Raw genomic sequence first — 16,779 nt, 5'->3', positions numbered from 1 at the left:
TGGACATCGCCGTTTCGACATCTCGACGGTACCGCCGTTTCCACATCCCGACGGTACCGCCATTTCGTGCGTTCGATTGCGCGATCATCCCGACGTTCGAGGATTCAGTATTGTTGACAATCAAGACCCCGAGAGTGTCCGGTGGAGGCTCTACAAGCGGAAATATAACTACTCAGAGTACGAACGTACGGTATCGTCCGCCGAGGGGAGGATGAGCCTCGGAGGCGGGAGAGCTCACTATGCGAAAACCAGCATTCGGGAGAGCAGCAACACGAACACGACGGGCAGTGTTGCGAGTCGTCTGGCCGGCCGTCGAGTCGGTTCGCTCGGGAATCGACTGGACCGAGACTCGACTCGCCTCGGAGCGGTCGAGTCGGTCCTGGCAGCGCGTCTGGCTCACGCGAAACGAGGTACGGTGGCGCAAGGCCGGCACCGTCGTCGAGTGTTTCGGCGTCGCCGACGGCTACCTCGCGACCGTCGAGTACACCGACAGGGACGTGACGTGGCAACTCACGAAAGGACCCGTTCCGCTCGCCAGTGCACTGGCCGTCAGCGCCCTCTATCTCCAGTACGAAGTGACGCCGCACGTCGACACCGACGGTCGGATGTTCGTCGCCGTCGTCGACGGCCGCCCCGTCGAAGCGTTCCGGAACTTCGCGGAGAAACCGTTCGAGTACAGCTATCTCGACGGCTACAGTTCGCTCGACGAACTCCCGAACTGGCTCGACCGGACCGATATCGAATCCGTCTACAGCCGACTCGAAAAACGGCACCGACGCGAACTCCCGCCGGAGTGAGAACCCCGGTCTGACCGACTGTCGGATATTGTCTATGACTCTCGTCGTGCATCCGATTCCCGAAAAGTCACTTCTCTCCGAGCGTTGGCGCCAGAAAAATCGCTTCCCCCGAACGTCGGCTCCAGAAGAACGTCGACCCCAGAAGAACGTCGACTCCAGAAGGGTCACTCCTTTTCGAGTGTCGACCCCCGAGTCCCGCGTGTCGGTCACGCCGTCGACCGGCCCGACGACGACACCTTCGGACTCGCGGACGTGAAGTTCCGCCCACGGTGCGCGGTCATATCGACTCAGTTTCGAGAGAGTCGGAAGCGGTTTTCCGTCGGCGTTCCTACCAGGGACGATGACCGACGACCACGGCGATGAGAGCCGCCGAGACGCGGTATCGACGCCGCCGAGCGCCGACGGCGCCGACGGTGACAACGAAGACGACTCCGTCACCCTCGACTCCTTCTACGATGCGCTGCAGGCCGAAGGGCGACCAGTCGTCACCGCACAGCAGGTCGCTCGCCGACTCGACGTCTCGCAGGCTGACGCCGTCGACGCGCTCGACGCGCTCGCCGGCGCCGGAACCGTCCAGCGCGTCGACGTCGAGTCCGACCCAGTCGTTTGGTATCCGACGCAGTGGAGCGACGTCGCCGCGCGCGAACGGGTCATCCTCTTCCCCGAACGCCGCGAAATCGTCGTCGACCGACCCGAGCAGTACACCCGCGCGCAACTGTCGCAGTTCGCGCACCTCGTCGATACGACCGGCGGCGACACCGACGAACGCGGCTACCTCTACACGATTCGGACCGAGGACGTCTGGCAGGCCCCCTTCGACGAGTTGGACGGCTTGCTGCGGAGCATGCGGTCGGTGCTGCCGCGGCGCTCGCCGCACCTCGAGGAGTGGGTCGAACGGCAGTGGAAACGCGCCCACCAGTTCACCCTCAAAACCCACGAGGACGGCTACGTCGTCCTCGAAGCGGCCAACGAGGACCTGATGGGTAACGTCGCTCGCGAGAAGCTCACCGAACAGCACCTCCACGCCCCGATCTCCGACACCGAGAGCTGGGTCCGCGAGGGGGAGGAGGCGGCTATCAAACGCGTCCTCTACGAGGCCGGCTACCCCGTCACGGACGAGCGCGACCTCGACACCGGCGACCCGCTCGAAATCGAACTCGACGTCGAGTTACGCGACTACCAGCAGAACTGGGTCGACCGCTTCGTCGACCAGCGGTCGGGCGTCCTCGTCGGCCCACCTGGCAGCGGCAAGACCATCGCCGGCATGGGGGTGCTCGCGGCCGTCGGCGGCGAAACCCTGATTCTCGTTCCGAGCCGGGAACTCGCCGGCCAGTGGCGACAGGAACTGCTCGAACACACGACGCTCACAGACGCGCAGATCGGCGAGTATCACGGCGGGACAAAGGAGATTCGACCGGTCACTATCGCCACCTACCAGACCGCGGGGATGGACCGCCACCGCCAACTGTTCGACTCGCGCGCGTGGGGACTCATCGTCTACGACGAGGTCCACCACATCCCGAGTCGCGTGTTCAGACGCAGCGCCGACCTCCAGACGAAGCACCGACTTGGGCTGTCGGCGACGCCGATCCGCGAGGACGACAAGGAAGAGGACATCTTCACGCTCGTCGGCCCGCCCATCGGCACCGACTGGGGGAAACTGTTCGACGCCGGCTTCGTTCAGGAACCGGAAGTCGAGATTCGGTACGTCCCGTGGACCGACGAGATGGCCGAAAACGAGTACCGAAGCGCCGACGGCCGCGAGCGCTACAAACTCGCGGCGCTCAACCCCGCGAAAGTCGACGAGGTTCGCCACCTGCGCGGACAGCATCTGGACGCGAAAGCCCTGATTTTCGTCGATTGGCTCGAACAGGGCGAGGCGCTCGCAGACGCGCTCGACGCGCCGTTCATCAGCGGCGAGATGCCGCACTACCGCCGCCAACAGCTCCTCCGGCAGTTCCGCGACTCCGACGGGGACCTGCGGACGCTCGTCGTCTCCCGCGTCGGCGACGAGGGTATCGACCTCCCGAACGCCGAGGTCGCTATCGTCGCCTCCGGTCTCGGCGGGTCACGGCGACAGGGCGCACAGCGCGCCGGCCGGACGATGCGGCCCGCGGGCAACGCCCTGGTGTACGTGCTCGCCACCCGCGGGTCGCCGGAGGAGGACTTCGCCGAGCGCCAACTGCGGCATCTCGCGGAGAAAGGAATCCGCGTCCGTGAGTCGGGTGCGTGGCCGACCGGCGGCGAGGAGTAGGACCCCGGCGAACCGACCCGCCGCGCGTTGCCGTCGCACCACTGATTTCTACCGAGACGCCTCCCGTACCGACCGGGGTCCGACGCTGTCACTTCGCACGACGCAGTTCGAGAATCGAACGGAGCTATCCGAGCGACTCGCGGCATCCGAGTTAGCGTTCCGACGACTCGTCTTCCTCGGCCGAGTCGCAGTCGGTCAGTCCCGATTCGACGTTCTCGTCGTCCCGCCGTCCCTCGACGTGTTCACTTTCTTCCGCACCGTTCTCGTCTGTCTCGTCTCGGCGTGTGTCCGCTCCGTCTCGTTCGGCGTCACTGAGGGAGATATCGATTCGACCTTCGGCCCACACGGTCACTGTCCGTCCATCGAAGTCGAACGTGAGGTGCCCGTTTCGTTCGGCGGTCGTTCTGGAATCCCGCTGGAAAATCGTATCTATCGCATCGGGGTCGACCGTCCCGTACAGCGGTTCGATGTCGTTGGTGTCTCTGCCTTCGATTTCCGCTAGCGCGCCGACGAGCACGATGCTCGGAACGTCCCGCGCTCGGTCGAACTCGACGCTGTACTGGTTCCTCTCGGGGTCGTAGCTGATGTCTCTCTGTCTATCTCCGCCTGACTGCCCGGACATTTTTATTTCTCAAACCCTCACCTTTACAGAAAGGCTCCAGATATATAACCGGAGCGCCTAATCACGCAAATAACGCTCGACCGCTCGAACGCTCGATTGACAACCTCCTTTTTGGGGGACGAATCTATCTTTTCTGCCGCCGCCCGCGCCGTTCGCTTTCGTGCGACGGTCAGACGATGAGACAGTCAGATAATCTTATAATCGGGTTTTCTGACAGTGATATAATCTGATAACCAGATGGTCCGATAGTCAGACGGTCAACACCCTACGCGAGGGCTGTCCGGTCGACACCCTACACGCGGGGATTGTCCGGTCGACACCCTACACGCGGGGATTGTCCGGTCGACACCCTACGCGGGGCTGTGACGGTCGATATCTACGAGAGTGCCGCTTCGAGCGCGTCCATCGCTCGGTCGACCTTCTCGATATCCGCTCCGTGGCCCATGTGGCCGACGCGGATGACGTCGTCGGCGAGGTCACCCAGCCCGGTCGAGAGAATCACGTCGTGTTCCTCGGCCAGCGTGCGTTGCAACTCGCTCGCTCGACCCGGGACGTGAAACGCCGTCACCGTCGGCGAGGGCCGTGCGCTGTCGGCGAACAGCTCCAGACCCATCTCCTCTCCGCGCTCGCGACACACCTCCGCGGCGGCGACGTGGCGGTCGTACACCGCGTCTAACCCCTCTTCGAGGAGCAGGTCGACGGCGGCGTCGAGCGCCGCGACGTTCGCGGTCAGATGCGTGTAGGGGAACTCCTCGCTCACGTCGCGCCACGGCAGGAAGTTCGTGTACAGCGACGAGGGGTCGCGAGCCTCCATCGCCGCCCACGCCTCGTCGCTGATGGCGGCCGTCGTCAGCCCCGGCGGCGCGCTGAAGCACTTCTGCGACCCGCCGAGGCACACGTCGATACGCTCCGTCGGGACGGGCGTCCCGCCGAGCGACGAGACGGCGTCGACGACGGAGAGCACGCCGTGGTCGTCGAGCGCGTCCAACACGGGTTCGAGGTTCGTGAGCGTCCCCGTGGGCGTCTCGCAGTGAACCATCGTCGCGAACTCGAACGGTTCGTCCAGCTCCTCGCTCCGTTCGAGCGCCGCCTCCACGGCGTCGACGTCGAGCGCCTCCGTGTGTTCGACGCCGACGAGCGTCGGTTCTCCGCCGTAGTTCTCCACGAAGTCGACGAACCCGTCGCCGTAGAGTCCGTTCGAGATGCAGAGCACGCGGTCGCCGGGTTCGACGAGCGAGGCGACGGCGGCTTCCAACCCCAGAATCCCCTCGCCGCCGGGGACGACGACGTCGTGGTCGGCGTCGTACACCTCGGCGAGTTTCTCGCACAGGCCCTCGTAACGGACGCGGAAGCGCTCCTCCACGTCGGGGTTCGGCTGCTCGCGCGCCATCGCGCGTCGAACGGGTTCCGGAACGGCGGTCGGACCGGGCGTGAGTAGCATACTCGTGTCTCCGCGCTTCGGAACTTTAGCCCGTCGGTGGCGGCGGCGATTTCGCCCTCCACTCCGTTCGTCCTCCCCCTTTATCCGCCATCCTCGCGTCGGCCGCGACGGGAAGACACATGTCCCGCCCGTTCGCAGAGTGGGCCATGACCGGCAAGTTCACGCCCGACGACCTCGCCGCCTACGTCTTCTCGCGGACGGGCGCACCGAACGACGACCTACTCGTCGGCCCGGCGTTCGGCGAGGACGCCGCCGCCGTGCGAGTCGGCGGCGAGACGCTCGTCGTCAGCACCGACCCGATCTCGCTGGCCGCCGAACGAATCGGGACGCTCGGCGTCGCCATCGTCTCCAACGACGTGGCCGCCTGCGGCGGCGTTCCGGAGTGGCTGACCTGCACGATTCTCCTGCCCGACGACGACCCGGCGCTGCTCGACACCATCACCGCTCAACTCGACGCCGAAGCGAACCGGCTCGGTATCACTATCGTCGGCGGTCACAGCGAGTCCGTCTCGGCGCTCTCCCGACCGCTTCTCTCGCTGACCTGCGCCGGCGCCGCCGACCGGTACGTCTCGACCGGCGGCGCGCGACCGGGCGACCGAGTTCTCCTGACCAAGGCCGCCGGTATCGAGGGAACCGCCGTGCTCGCGTCGGACTTCGCCGACGAGTTCGACCTCCCCGCGGACCTCGTCGCCGACGCGACGTCGTTCTTCGACGACCTGAGCGTCATCCCGGACGCGGCGGCGCTCGAACCGTTCGCGGCGGCGATGCACGACCCGACCGAGGGCGGCGTCGCCGCCGGTCTCACCGAGATGGCCGTCGCCAGCGACGCCGTGCTCTCGGTCGACCCCGGCGACGTTCCCATCCGTCCCGAGACCCGCCGACTCTGCGACGCAGCGGACGTCGACCCGCTCCGGGTTCTCGGGTCGGGCGCACTCGTCGCCACCGTCTCCGAGACAGCCGTCGACGAAGCGCTGGCGGCGCTGAGTGACGCAGGTGTCGACGCCGCGGAAATCGGCACCGTCGAGCGGCCAGAAGACACGGACCACGAAGCGGCTGGACTCCGCCTCGGCGACGAGTTCCTCGCGTCGCCGCCGGCGGACGACATGTACGCGCTTTGGGACTGAGTTCCCGCAGCGCCCGTCCGAATCGACTCAGAACTCTTCGGGTTCCTCCCACCGCGCTTCGGGGTCGACCGGTTCGACGGCCCGGCGAATCTGTTCCTCCGTGTAGTCGATGTCGTCTAACACCATGGCGAGGCGCTGCCAGCGCGCGCTCAACTCGCTTTCTCCCTCGGGGCCGACGCGCGCGCCGCGGGTTTTGAAGAACTCCGTTCCCCGCCCGCGTTTCGACCCCTCGCCGGTGTGACCGTCGAAGACGGCGTCGAACGTCCCGCCGGCTTCGAGGTCGCCGACCGGGAAGTCGTGGGCGGGGTCCTCGCCGCGTTCGCGCGCCGCCGCCCGCTCCTCGGCGACCTTTCGGAAGTACTCGTCGGCGTTCGACGCCTCGCGGGTCGACGGGGCGCGCGCGGCCGCCAGCGCGGCGTGGATGGCGCAGAGGCGGCCCTCCCACGAGTCCATCGACCACCGGTCGGTCGCGAGCTCCTCGTAGCGCTCGATGGTCAGCGCCACCTCGTCGCCCGCGCGGAGGTCCTCGACGACGTAGAGGTTGAGGCGGTCCCAGAGGTTCCAGCCGAACCCCGAGCGCGCGAGCTCCCACGCCGCCCACGCGGCGACCTCCTCGTCGGACCGCCTGACGGCCTTCTGGAGCAGACTCGACACGACGTACCGGCTGTAGCCGCCGTCGGTCTCGTTCTCCGCTTTCTCCTCGCCGAAGTCGTTTTCCCCGGTCGCTTCCGGCGGCGTGTTCGCCCGGAGGCTCCCGTCGGACCCGAACGTCGCCTGTCGCTCGTCGGTCATGCCGAACCGACGGCGCGGCGACGTAATCAACGCTCTGCACTCGGGTCGCCCGCGGGAGATTTCGACCGGTGTAACTACCGTTAAGTCGCTTCCGCAAGACCGTCCACGAGAACCGTGATTCCCGCCTCGCTCGCCGGGCCCGCGCCGCTTTCGGACCGTCTCTCGCCGGCGCGTCGGCGATGACCGACCCGATATCGAACGAGACGCTCTTGGAATCCGCCGAGCGACTCTGCGAGACGTACCGAGAGGCGGCGACCGAGCGCCTCCGCGACGGCGACGTCGCCGTAGTCGACGCGGCCGAGAGATGGACGGCGTTCGTCCGGCACCACCACGGCGCGGTGTTCTACGCCACCGACCGAGCGGCCGACGCCGCGGCACTCGAGGACCGAGCAGCCGACGCCCCGACGGAACGCACAGTCTTTCTCGACGTTCTCGCCGCAGATTTCGCCGTTTCACGACTCAGACGTGCGGTCGAATCCGCGTTCGACGCCGACTGTCGGTCGTCGCCCGCACCCGCCTGCGTCGACGTGGACGCCGATTTCACCGTACCCTTCGACGCCGCCCACCGACGGATTCGAGACGACTTCGACGAGGAGAGCGCGGCGCGACTCGCACGACTCGAATCCGCGGAGCCGGCTACCCTCGACTCGCTGGGACCGACCGCCGTCGGCCACCTCTACGAGCGAACCGTCTCCCGGCGCGCGCGACTCTCACTCGGGGAGTACTACACCCCCCGAGGAATCGCCGAACTGGCGCTCCCGGGCGACTGCGCCGACGAGACGGTACTGGACCCCGCGTGCGGTGCCGGCGTCTTCCTCGCCGCGGCCGTCGACCGAAAGCGGGCGGCGCTTTCGGACCTCACGCCCCGAGAGACGCTCGACCGAATCACCTCGACCGTCGTCGGCGTCGACCTCAACCCGGTCGCCGTTCGCTGCGCTCGCCTCGCGTATCTCCTGACGCTGACGCCGCTTCTCGCCGACGTCGACTCGCCGACGGTCGAACTCCCCGTCTACTTAGGGGATTCGTTGGGCCTCGGCGGGGAGTCGGCCGCTCCCGCCCGGACCGCCTCGCCGACGACCGACCTCCGCGCCGACGTGCTCGTCGGGAATCCGCCGTGGCTCACGTGGGAGCGACTCAGCGAACGCGCGCGTTCGCGGTGGCGCGAACGCCACATCGACCGCTTAGGCCTCCTGCCGCGTCGCGGGGCAGAACGGCTGCTCGGCCACGCCAACGACGACCTGTCGGTGCCGTTCGTCTGGGTCTGCATCGAGCGCTATCTCGAAGAGGGCGGCCGCGCGGCGTTCGTGCTCAAACGCGACCTCCGAAGCGGACCGGCGGGGCGACTGCTCAGGCAACTCCGCGTCGGCGACCGCCCGCTCTCGCTGCGCCGCGTCGAGGATTTCGGTGCTCTCGCGCCGTTCGGCGACCAAGTGCGCGCGGCGGCGGCGTTGTACGAGTTCACCGCCGACGCCGACACCGAGTTTCCGGTGAGTTTTCGCACGTGGCGAGCACGGAGCGACCCCGACGCCCCCGCCCCGCCCGCGTTCGACAGTCTCGACGCGATGCACCGGACGCTCGACACCGAGACGACGGGACTCGTCCCCGTCGACGTCGACGACCCCGCGGGCTCCTGGGTCCGCGTCGACGCCGAACGCGCGGCGCTCGGCCCGTGCGCCCACGAGATTCGACACGGGCTCAAGGACGACGCGAAGGCGGTGTTCACCGTCGACGACCGACTGGTGTCGACGCTGGAACTCGACCACCTCTACCCGTACCTCCGCTCGAAACACGTCGTGAAGTTCGGCCTGTTCGGTCACGACCGTCACCTCGTTCCACAGCGGCGCACGAACGAGGAGAACGAGTCGGAACTCGCCCGCGACGCGCCCCGGACGTACGACTACCTCGCGAACCACCGCGAAACGCTCGACGGGCGGGCGTCGACGTGGTTCGACGGCGGACCGTTCTACAACCTGTTCGGACTCGGACCGTACACGTGGGCCGACTACAAGGTCGTCTGGTGCCGCCTCGGATTCAAACCCCACTTCGTCGTCGTCTCGACCGTCGACGACCCCGAACTGGGCGAGAAGACGGTCGTCCCCGGCGACCACTGTATGTTCGTCGCCACCGACGACCGCCGGGAGGCGCACTTTCTCTGCGGGTTGCTCAACTCCGCGCCGTACCAGCGCTGCCTGCGCGAACTCGGCGGCGAGGGGAAGGCCAGCCTCTCGAAAGCGGCCGTCTCGAAGCTCTACCTCCCCGAGTGGCGCGATACTCCCCTCTTTCGCCGCATCGCCGACTGCTCCGAGCGCGCGCACGAAATCGTCCCGGGCCACGTCGACGTGAGCAAGCGCGAGTACAACCGAACGACGATACCCGAACTGGAGGTCGTGACGGGGGAACTCGACCGCGCCGTCGAGCGGTTGCTCGCCGAACGGGATGATAATTCTTAAGTTCGACAGTCGACCTATCTTCGGGTACCGCTCTTAGCTCAGCCTGGCAGAGCAGCCGACTGTAGATCGGCTTGTCCCCCGTTCAAATCGGGGAGAGCGGACTGAACTTTCTCCACTCGCGAGCGGAGCGAGCAGTGGTGAATGTGATGGACTGTTCTCCCCGATTTGGGCCGAGAAGTCGCACCCCGGGAGCGAACGTAGTGAGTGACCCGGAATGTCTTCCGGAGTTCAGATCACCGCGGCTTCGCTTTCGCTCGCCACGAGCCCTCGTTCACTACGTTCACGAGGACGGGGAGAGCGGACTTCTCGACTCCCGTCGAGCGATTTCGTCTCTCGAACCGTCGCCGACCACTGTCGAATCGCCGTCGTTTACTCGGTGGACCGACGAGTGTCCTCGATGACCGACTTCGCCTACGAACACGACATCGAGGTTCGGTTCCGGGACCTCGACCCGCTCGGCCACGTCAACCACGCCGTCTACGCCAGTTACTGCGAGCAGGCGCGCATCCGCTACCTCCGGGAGGTGCTCGGTCTCACCGCCGACGACCTGCCGATGGTCGTCGCCAATCTCGAACTGAACTACCGAAAACCCGTCACCTTCGACGACGACCTCACGGCGGCCGTCGCCGTGACCTCCCTCGGCGAGTCGAGTTTCACGATGACGTACGAACTCCGCGCCGCCGACGTCGTCGCCACCGCCGAGACGACGCAGGTGGTCGTCGACCGCGAGACCAAGCGCCCGACGGCGGTTCCGACCGAGTGGCGCGAGCGACTACGCGAGTACGAACCGTCGCTGGAGTGAGCGCGTTACGCGCCCTCCGAGATTCTCACAATCCGCACAAATCACACAATTTGTGCGAATTGTACAATTTGTACAAATTGTGCAGACTCTACGAACTTCACAGTTTTTAGAATTTGTTGACTCTGACTCGGCGACGTCCTCCGTCGAGCGACCCGTCGGACGAGCTGACGCCACGTATTTATAGCCGACACGATATTCTCGAGGTATGACTCGGAGTGCACTCGAAGACGACTCGGAGACGCTCGCCTCCCGCGCCGGCGAGCGAGTCCTCCACATCGGCCGCGACCGCCCCATCCGAATCAGCGCGGGTCACCGGCTCATGCATCACGACGGGAAATGTAGCCGCCCGCACGGTCACAACTACGAGATTTCGGTCCGCCTCGTCGGCGACCTCACCGAGGAGGGGTGGGTCGTCGACAAAGGCGAGGTCACGGCGGTCATCGACGAGTGGGACCACATGTTCCTGCTCGAAGACGGCGACCCGCTGGTCGAGGCGTTCGCCGACGCCGGCGACGCCGACGCCACCGTCGTCCTCGACGCGCCGCCGACCGCCGAGGTGATGAGCGTCCTCTTGGAGGAGAAACTCGCTGCAGCGCTGCCCGACACCGTGCGCGACGTCGCCGTCGAAGTGAGCGAGACGAGCGAACTCTGCGGCGGCGGATACTGATGCCGGTTTCTTCGCGAGTCGACGGAAACGGGGACGCCCCCGAAGGCGACGCGCTCCCCCTCAACGAACTGTTCGTCTCGCTGCAGGGCGAGGGGAAACTCGCCGGCGTTCCCAGCATCTTCGTCCGGACCAGCGGCTGTAATCTGCGGTGCTGGTTCTGCGACTCCTATCACACCTCGTGGGAACCGACGCACGCCTGGGTGAGTCTCGACGAGGTGCTGGCCGAGATCGAGTCGTTCGACGCCGACCACGTCGTCCTGACGGGCGGCGAACCCCTGATTCACGACGCGTCGGCGACGCTCCTGCGCGAACTCGCCGACCGTGGCTACCACACGACCGTCGAGACCAACGGCACCATCGTCCCGGACGCGCCGGTCGATCTGGCGAGTATCAGCCCCAAACTCGAAAGTAGCACGCCGACGCCCGACCGAGACCCGAAAGGCGACGGCGAGTGGGCCGAGCGCCACGAAGAGCGCCGCATCGACCTCGACGCGCTGGCGTCGCTCGTCGACCGCCACAGTTTCCAGTTGAAGTTCGTCGTCACCGGGCCCGACGACATGCCCGAAGTCGAGTCGCTCGTCGCCGACGTCCGCGAGACGGCGAACACGCCCGTCTACGACGACGACGTGCTGTTGATGCCGGAAGGACAGACCCGCGAACAGTTGGACGGCACGCGCGGCGTCGTCGCCGACCTCGCACTCGAACACGGCTACCGCTACACGCCGCGCGTCCACGTCGACCTGTGGAACGACGCACCCGAGAAGTAACTCCACCGACTCCCCCGACGCTCACTCATGACACCCGACAACTCCGAAAACGCGGATGCGACCCCGACAGACGACGAACCGAACGAAAAACGCGCCGTCGTGCTCCTCTCCGGCGGGATGGACAGCGCGACGACCGCCTACGAGGCGAAGGAACGCGGCTACGAACTCCACTTCCTGCACACTTCTTACGGGCAGAAGACCGAGACCAGAGAGTACGACTGCGCGACGAAACTCGCCGAGGAGCTGGGCGCGCGCGACTTTCTCCACATCGAGACCGACCATCTGAAACGCATCGGGGCGTCGAGCCTCACCGACGACGCGATGGCCGTCGCCGACGCCGACACCGAAAGCGAGGAGATTCCCGACACCTACGTTCCGTTCCGCAACGCGAACCTGTTGTCGATGGCCGTCTCCTACGCCGAAGCCAACGACTGCGAGGCCGTCTTCGTTGGCGCGCACTCCGAGGACTACGCGGGCTACCCCGACTGCCGCCCGGAGTTCTTCGAGGCGTTCGAGGCGATGGTCGACGTGGGGACGAAACCCGAAACCGACATCGCCGTCGAAGTCCCGTTCGTCGAGGACTCGAAGACCGATATCGCCGCCCGCGGCGTCGAACTCGGCGTCCCGTTCGAGCACACGTGGAGTTGCTACCGCGCGGAGGAACCCGCCTGCGGCACCTGCGACTCCTGCGCCTATCGGCTCGAAGCGTTCCAGAACGTCGGCGTCCGCGACCCCATCGAGTACGCCGAGCGGCCGCAGTACGCCGACTGATTTCCCTCGTTTCACCCCGCTCAGTTTCCACCCCGCTCCGTTTCCACCTTGCTCTGTTTTCACCTCGCTCCGTTTCCACCCCGCCGCGTCCACGCGTGCACGCGGTGACTCGAATCGATTCTCTCCGTCGACTCCGGCCCCTCTACCACCCGCCCGTTCCCGAGACCTATCGGTTCTCCGGACTCGGAGAGCCCTTATCGTCCTTTGTGACTTCTGTACGCACATGACACACGTGGCAGTCGTCGGGGGAGGCCCTGCCGGGCTCAGTGCCGCGCTGTTCGCGGCCAAGAACGGGCTCGAAGTGACCCTGTTCGACGCCGACGAGACGCCGATGCATCGCGCACGGCTGTTCAACTACCTCGGCGTCGACGAGGGCGACGGCGTCGACGGCACGACGCTCGTCGGGCGCGCCCGTCGACAGACCGACCGCTACGGCGTCGACCGTCGGAACGAGCGCGTGACGGAACTGCTGAAAGACGGTTCGGAGTTCGTCGTCACGACCGACGAGGGCGAGTGTGCGGCCGACTACCTCGTCCTCGCGTCGGGTCGGGTGCGGGAACTCGCCGCCGACGTGGACTGTGAGCGCGCCGCCGACGGTACCGTGGTCGTCGACACCGATATGCGGACGACCACCCCCCGCGTCTACGCCGCCGGATGGGCCGCCCGCGCGGAGAAGATACAAGCGATTATCTCGGCCGGCGACGGCGCGGTCGCCGCGCTCGACATCCTGAGCGAGGAGACGGGCGAACCGTTCCGCGACTTCGACGTGTCCGGCGAGAACGACGCAAACGCGTCCGACTGAGTCTCCACCGACCGCCCGCCGGACGCCGCATCCGCAACCGGTAAACCCTCGGTGTTCGTCGGGCGTCACGTGCGTTCCGCTCCCGAGGCCCGCGTCTCGCCGCTGGCCGGACTCGTCGTCGCGATTCTGGCAGTTAGCACCAGCGCCATCCTCGTCACGTGGAGCGAAGCGCCGAGCCTCGTCAAGGCGTTCTACCGCGTGCTGTTCACGCTCGCGCTCGTCGCCCCCGTCGCGTTCACCCGAAACCGCGGCGACTTCGCTCGACTGGGTTCCCGAGACCTGTTCTTCGCTGCGGTGGCGGGCGCGGCGCTGGCGCTGCACTTCGCCTCGTGGTTCGAGAGCCTGAACTGGACCTCCGTCGCCGCGAGCGTGACGCTCGTGCAGGCGCAACCGCTGTTCGTCGCCCTCGGCGCGTGGGCGCTGTTGGACGAGCGCGTCACCGGTCGAACCGTCGTCGGCATCGCTATCGCGCTCGTCGGGATAGTCGTCATGTCGCTCGGCGACTTTCTCACCGGTGCCGCAGTCGTCGGCGACGACCCCCTCTACGGCAACGCGCTCGCCGTCGTCGGGGCGGTGACCGCCGCTGGCTACGTGCTCGCCGGCCGCTCGATACGACAGCGCGTCGCGCTGTTTCCGTACGTGACGGTCGTCTACGGCGTCTGTGCGCTCGTTCTCCTCGCGTTGGTCGTCGCCCGCGGCCTCCCGCTTCTCGACTACCCCCGCCGCGAGTGGCTCCTGTTCGCCGCGATGGCGCTCGGACCGGGGCTGTTCGGCCACACCGTCATCAACTGGGCGCTCGCGCATCTGGAGTCCAGCGTCGTCAGCGTCTCGCTGCTCGGCGAACCCGTCGGCAGCACGCTCCTGGCGCTCGTGCTGCTCTCGCAGGTGCCGACGCCCGCGACGCTCGCCGGCGGAGCCGTCGTTCTCGGGGGAATCTACGTCACGACCGGTGCGCGCCGCGCCGACCCGCCCGGCGACGGAGCGCGCGCCGTCGACGACTGAGCGCGCGCAGAGCGCTCGGTGCAGTGTGACCGTATTAGTGCAGTTCCGACCGAGTTGGTGCAGTTTCGACCGAGTTAGTGCAGTTTCAACTCCACGCGCCGCCCGTCCGGGTCGCGGACGTACGCCGCCCAGTCGCGGCCGTACGCGCCGTATCGCTTGTACGGCTCGCCCTCCTCGACTTCGACGCCTTCCTCTCGGAGTTCCGAGAGCAGCGTCTCGATTTCCGCTTCGGTTTCCATCTCGTTCGAGCGCAGCAGGAGGCAGATGTGCTCGCCGCCGACGTCGATGTCGTCGTCGGTCGGCACGAGGTGGATGTGCCGCCCGCCGGCGACGACGGCGACGTACGGCACCTCCCCGGACTCGAATCGCTCGCGGTCGCGAACTTCCATCCCTAACAGGTCGCGGTAAAACGAGAGCGTGCGGTCGATATCCGAGACGCGGATGGCGACGTGGTCGACGTCGACGACGGAGATATCCATACGAAATCATCGACGCGACCCGACAAAACCGTGCGGGGACGGTCGGCGTCGCGTGGCGACGGCGGCGACGTTCTACACTACTCCAGTAGTTGTTTCGTCTTCCGGTGTCGGTACCGGAACATCGGCTCGAAGCCGACGCGGCCGAGCGGACTCGCTCTCCGTCCGAGTTCACCGCCCGGAAGTTCGTACTCGACGGTGTCGGAGACGACGGTCTCGTCCCCGTCCCCGTAGAACTCGTGGGTGTGGACCCACCTCGGGAACGGTCCGCCGATCATCTCGTCGCGGAACCACGGCGAACTGTCCCCCTCTTCGCGGCCGACGACGACGGAGGTCCACCGCTGCTTCGGCGCGACGCCGAGCGGTTGCATCGCCATCCGAATCTCCGTCCCGGTGTCGAGGACATCGGGGTTTGCCTCCCCGTCGGGGCCGCGGACGGCTTCGACGCTGAGACCCATCCACTCGGGGGTCAGCGCTTTCAGCCCCTCGATTCGGGAGTAGAACTCCCACACTTCGTCCAGCGGTGCGGCGACACGGACTCGTCGCTTGTAGACGGCCATCGGTGTCTGAACTACGGGCGTGAGACGCAAAAGGTCGTCCGTGCCGAAGTGGCCGCCACTCGGGTCTCACGCTCACGCGCGGGTCGCGCGGTCGAACGCCGTCTCACGGCGACGAGCCGTCTCCGACAGTCGGCGGCGGACGAACGAAACGGCCAGCGTCGTCAGGACGCCGACGACGAACACGGCGGTGAACGCCGCGTACGACAGGGCGACGAATATCGCTAAAGGGGCGACGGCGAGCGCGACGGTGACGCCGAACGTGGGGTCGGCCGTGGTGGTCGTCTGAGCGGTACTGCGGTGTTGTGACGTGGTGTACATCGGTTGCTTGTAGTCGTGGTTGGTCGTCGGAGACTGGACGGGGACGCGCCAGCGAGAGCGAAGCGGAAGTGGGGCCAAAGCAATGCGAGGACCCATTCGGAGACCGGACGTACCGGTCGCTGGTCGCTCTCGAACGGTAGCGCGTCGACGGAGTCGAGCGGGGTTAGTTCCCGCGCGGCCCCGTCGGTAGGAGTGAGACGCGGAGGACCCCGACTCGCTCGCCGAACGCGCAGCGCGTGCGCTTTCGGTCGGCGTCGGTCGGGATTTCGTAGTTTGGCATGGGTCGTATCCTCCGTGTGTAGACGCCAGCGGGGGCGTCGCAGGTTTCTCTATACTGGGTTGTCACTTAACCGTACTCGGAGTGTGTGACGCATGCCCGCGGTACTGTTAAGTATCCGATCGAATCCGAACGATATTTGTCGTCTGTGGTAAACGTGTCGGTGATGATCCCTCCAACCCCGCTGTTCGGCGCGTTGCCCGGTGGTCCCGAACTGCTCATCCTCTTCCTCCTGTTCCTGCTCATCCCGGTCGGTATCGGCGGATTCGTCTACAGCGACGCGAAACGCAACGGCCTCGACTACGCCCCGGCGTGGGCGCTCGGCGTCGTCGCGCTGTTCTTCGCCGGGTTCTTCCCCGGTCTGCTCGCGCTGGCGGCGTACTTCTACGTGCGCGAGAAGGGCGGTCTGTAGACAAGAGTTATTCTCCCGCGCTGTTATTTCGGGAGCATGACCCCTCCAACCCCGCTGTTCGGCGCACTGCCGGGCGGTCCCGAGCTGACGATTATCCTCCTGATACTCGTCATCCCGATAGGCGCCGGCCTGTTCGTCTACAGCGACGCGAAACGCAACGGCCTCGACTACGCCCCGGCGTGGGCGCTCGGGGTGACGGCGCTGTTTTTCGCCGGGTTCCTCCCCGGTATTCCCGCCTTCCTGGCGTACGTCTACGTCCGCGAGAAGCAGGCGCGCGACGCGTCACCGCGGCCCGGCGCAGAGAGCGAGTGAGCGTGAATCCCGGCGGTCCCGACGCGCCGACTCGGTGGCTGGTCTTCGTCGCGCTCGCGTTCGTCTGCGACCGAGTCGGGAAACTCGTCCCGCAGCGTCGACGCGACGACCGTCGGTGAGAATCGGCGCGCTT

Annotated in this window: 19 protein-coding genes and 1 tRNA gene; 14 read left to right on the top strand and 6 right to left on the bottom strand. The window is 66.7% G+C overall.

What is annotated here, in order from left to right; genetic code table 11:
• Positions 1 to 290: 290 nt before the first annotated feature.
• Complete coding sequence (locus FCF25_RS00185; protein ID WP_137046906.1) at positions 291 to 797, top strand: hypothetical protein; 507 nt, start codon at positions 291 to 293, stop codon at positions 795 to 797.
• 340 nt (positions 798 to 1,137) lie between these two features.
• A complete protein-coding gene (locus FCF25_RS00180; protein WP_117590945.1) occupies positions 1,138 to 3,051 on the top strand; it encodes a DEAD/DEAH box helicase in 1,914 nt (637 codons plus the stop codon).
• A gap of 151 nt (positions 3,052 to 3,202) precedes the next feature.
• Here FCF25_RS00180 and FCF25_RS00175 read toward each other — a convergent pair whose 3' ends face one another.
• Entirely contained in the window at positions 3,203 to 3,673 is a 471-nt protein-coding gene (locus tag FCF25_RS00175; protein WP_137046905.1) for a HalOD1 output domain-containing protein, read from the bottom strand.
• A gap of 376 nt (positions 3,674 to 4,049) precedes the next feature.
• Positions 4,050 to 5,114 carry an alanine--glyoxylate aminotransferase family protein gene (locus tag FCF25_RS00170; RefSeq protein ID WP_137046904.1) on the bottom strand — a complete coding sequence of 355 codons (1,065 nt, stop codon included), beginning with the start codon at positions 5,112 to 5,114 and terminating at the stop codon, positions 4,050 to 4,052.
• A gap of 146 nt (positions 5,115 to 5,260) precedes the next feature.
• On the opposite strand from FCF25_RS00170, the gene FCF25_RS00165 reads away from it, so the two are divergent.
• Entirely contained in the window at positions 5,261 to 6,238 is a 978-nt protein-coding gene (locus FCF25_RS00165; RefSeq protein WP_137046903.1) for an AIR synthase family protein, read from the top strand.
• Between the two features lie 27 nt (positions 6,239 to 6,265).
• On the opposite strand, the gene FCF25_RS00160 is transcribed toward FCF25_RS00165, so the two are convergent.
• Positions 6,266 to 7,030: a hypothetical protein gene (locus FCF25_RS00160; RefSeq protein WP_137046902.1), complete on the bottom strand. Its 765-nt coding sequence runs from the start codon at positions 7,028 to 7,030 to the stop codon at positions 6,266 to 6,268.
• Between the two features lie 179 nt (positions 7,031 to 7,209).
• Here FCF25_RS00160 and FCF25_RS00155 point away from each other — a divergent pair, with 179 nt between their 5' ends.
• The 8 genes from FCF25_RS00155 to FCF25_RS00120 all read left to right on the top strand — a co-directional run bounded on the left by FCF25_RS00155 (position 7,210) and on the right by FCF25_RS00120 (position 14,291).
• Positions 7,210 to 9,480: a class I SAM-dependent DNA methyltransferase gene (locus FCF25_RS00155; protein WP_137046901.1), complete on the top strand. Its 2,271-nt coding sequence runs from the start codon at positions 7,210 to 7,212 to the stop codon at positions 9,478 to 9,480.
• A 27-nt stretch (positions 9,481 to 9,507) separates the two neighbouring features.
• Positions 9,508 to 9,581: transfer RNA gene (locus FCF25_RS00150), tRNA-Tyr, on the top strand.
• A 296-nt stretch (positions 9,582 to 9,877) separates the two neighbouring features.
• On the top strand, positions 9,878 to 10,282 hold the full coding sequence (locus FCF25_RS00145; RefSeq protein WP_117590950.1) for a thioesterase family protein: 405 nt from the start codon (positions 9,878 to 9,880) through the stop codon (positions 10,280 to 10,282).
• Between the two features lie 205 nt (positions 10,283 to 10,487).
• Entirely contained in the window at positions 10,488 to 10,949 is a 462-nt protein-coding gene (locus tag FCF25_RS00140) for a 6-pyruvoyl tetrahydropterin synthase family protein (protein WP_137046900.1), read from the top strand.
• Positions 10,949 to 11,716 carry a 7-carboxy-7-deazaguanine synthase QueE gene (locus FCF25_RS00135; protein WP_137046899.1) on the top strand — a complete coding sequence of 256 codons (768 nt, stop codon included), beginning with the start codon at positions 10,949 to 10,951 and terminating at the stop codon, positions 11,714 to 11,716. The genes FCF25_RS00140 and FCF25_RS00135 overlap by 1 nt, the downstream gene beginning before the upstream one ends.
• A gap of 27 nt (positions 11,717 to 11,743) precedes the next feature.
• The gene (queC, locus tag FCF25_RS00130; protein ID WP_137046898.1) at positions 11,744 to 12,487 is read left to right on the top strand and encodes a 7-cyano-7-deazaguanine synthase QueC; all 744 of its coding nucleotides are present in this window, start codon (positions 11,744 to 11,746) and stop codon (positions 12,485 to 12,487) included.
• Between the two features lie 223 nt (positions 12,488 to 12,710).
• The gene (locus tag FCF25_RS00125; protein ID WP_137046897.1) at positions 12,711 to 13,289 is read left to right on the top strand and encodes an NAD(P)/FAD-dependent oxidoreductase; all 579 of its coding nucleotides are present in this window, start codon (positions 12,711 to 12,713) and stop codon (positions 13,287 to 13,289) included.
• Positions 13,290 to 13,358: 69 nt separating this feature from the next.
• On the top strand, positions 13,359 to 14,291 hold the full coding sequence (locus FCF25_RS00120) for a DMT family transporter (RefSeq protein WP_137046896.1): 933 nt from the start codon (positions 13,359 to 13,361) through the stop codon (positions 14,289 to 14,291).
• Between the two features lie 74 nt (positions 14,292 to 14,365).
• Here FCF25_RS00120 and FCF25_RS00115 read toward each other — a convergent pair whose 3' ends face one another.
• The 3 genes from FCF25_RS00115 to FCF25_RS00105 form a co-directional block, all read right to left on the bottom strand.
• Positions 14,366 to 14,770 (bottom strand): VOC family protein, encoded by a 405-nt coding sequence (locus tag FCF25_RS00115; RefSeq protein WP_137046895.1) that lies wholly within the window; start codon positions 14,768 to 14,770, stop codon positions 14,366 to 14,368.
• A 77-nt stretch (positions 14,771 to 14,847) separates the two neighbouring features.
• Positions 14,848 to 15,327 carry an SRPBCC family protein gene (locus tag FCF25_RS00110; RefSeq protein ID WP_137046894.1) on the bottom strand — a complete coding sequence of 160 codons (480 nt, stop codon included), beginning with the start codon at positions 15,325 to 15,327 and terminating at the stop codon, positions 14,848 to 14,850.
• Positions 15,328 to 15,399: 72 nt separating this feature from the next.
• Entirely contained in the window at positions 15,400 to 15,645 is a 246-nt protein-coding gene (locus FCF25_RS00105) for an MFS transporter (protein ID WP_137046893.1), read from the bottom strand.
• A 443-nt stretch (positions 15,646 to 16,088) separates the two neighbouring features.
• Here FCF25_RS00105 and FCF25_RS00100 point away from each other — a divergent pair, with 443 nt between their 5' ends.
• The 3 genes from FCF25_RS00100 to FCF25_RS15915 are packed head-to-tail and all read left to right on the top strand — an operon-like array spanning position 16,089 to position 16,765.
• Positions 16,089 to 16,334: a hypothetical protein gene (locus FCF25_RS00100; RefSeq protein WP_117590958.1), complete on the top strand. Its 246-nt coding sequence runs from the start codon at positions 16,089 to 16,091 to the stop codon at positions 16,332 to 16,334.
• 36 nt (positions 16,335 to 16,370) lie between these two features.
• Positions 16,371 to 16,646 (top strand): hypothetical protein, encoded by a 276-nt coding sequence (locus tag FCF25_RS00095; protein WP_137046892.1) that lies wholly within the window; start codon positions 16,371 to 16,373, stop codon positions 16,644 to 16,646.
• Positions 16,643 to 16,765, top strand: coding sequence for a hypothetical protein (locus tag FCF25_RS15915; protein WP_256360027.1), 123 nt, complete (start codon positions 16,643 to 16,645; stop codon positions 16,763 to 16,765). The genes FCF25_RS00095 and FCF25_RS15915 overlap by 4 nt, the downstream gene beginning before the upstream one ends.
• Positions 16,766 to 16,779 lie beyond the last annotated feature (14 nt).

Source organism: Haloprofundus sp. MHR1, from assembly GCF_005155585.1.
GTDB classification, from domain to species: domain Archaea; phylum Halobacteriota; class Halobacteria; order Halobacteriales; family Haloferacaceae; genus Haloprofundus; species Haloprofundus halophilus.
The sequence above is the reverse complement of the archived record's forward strand: the minus strand, read 5'-3'. Positions and strand labels throughout refer to the sequence as shown.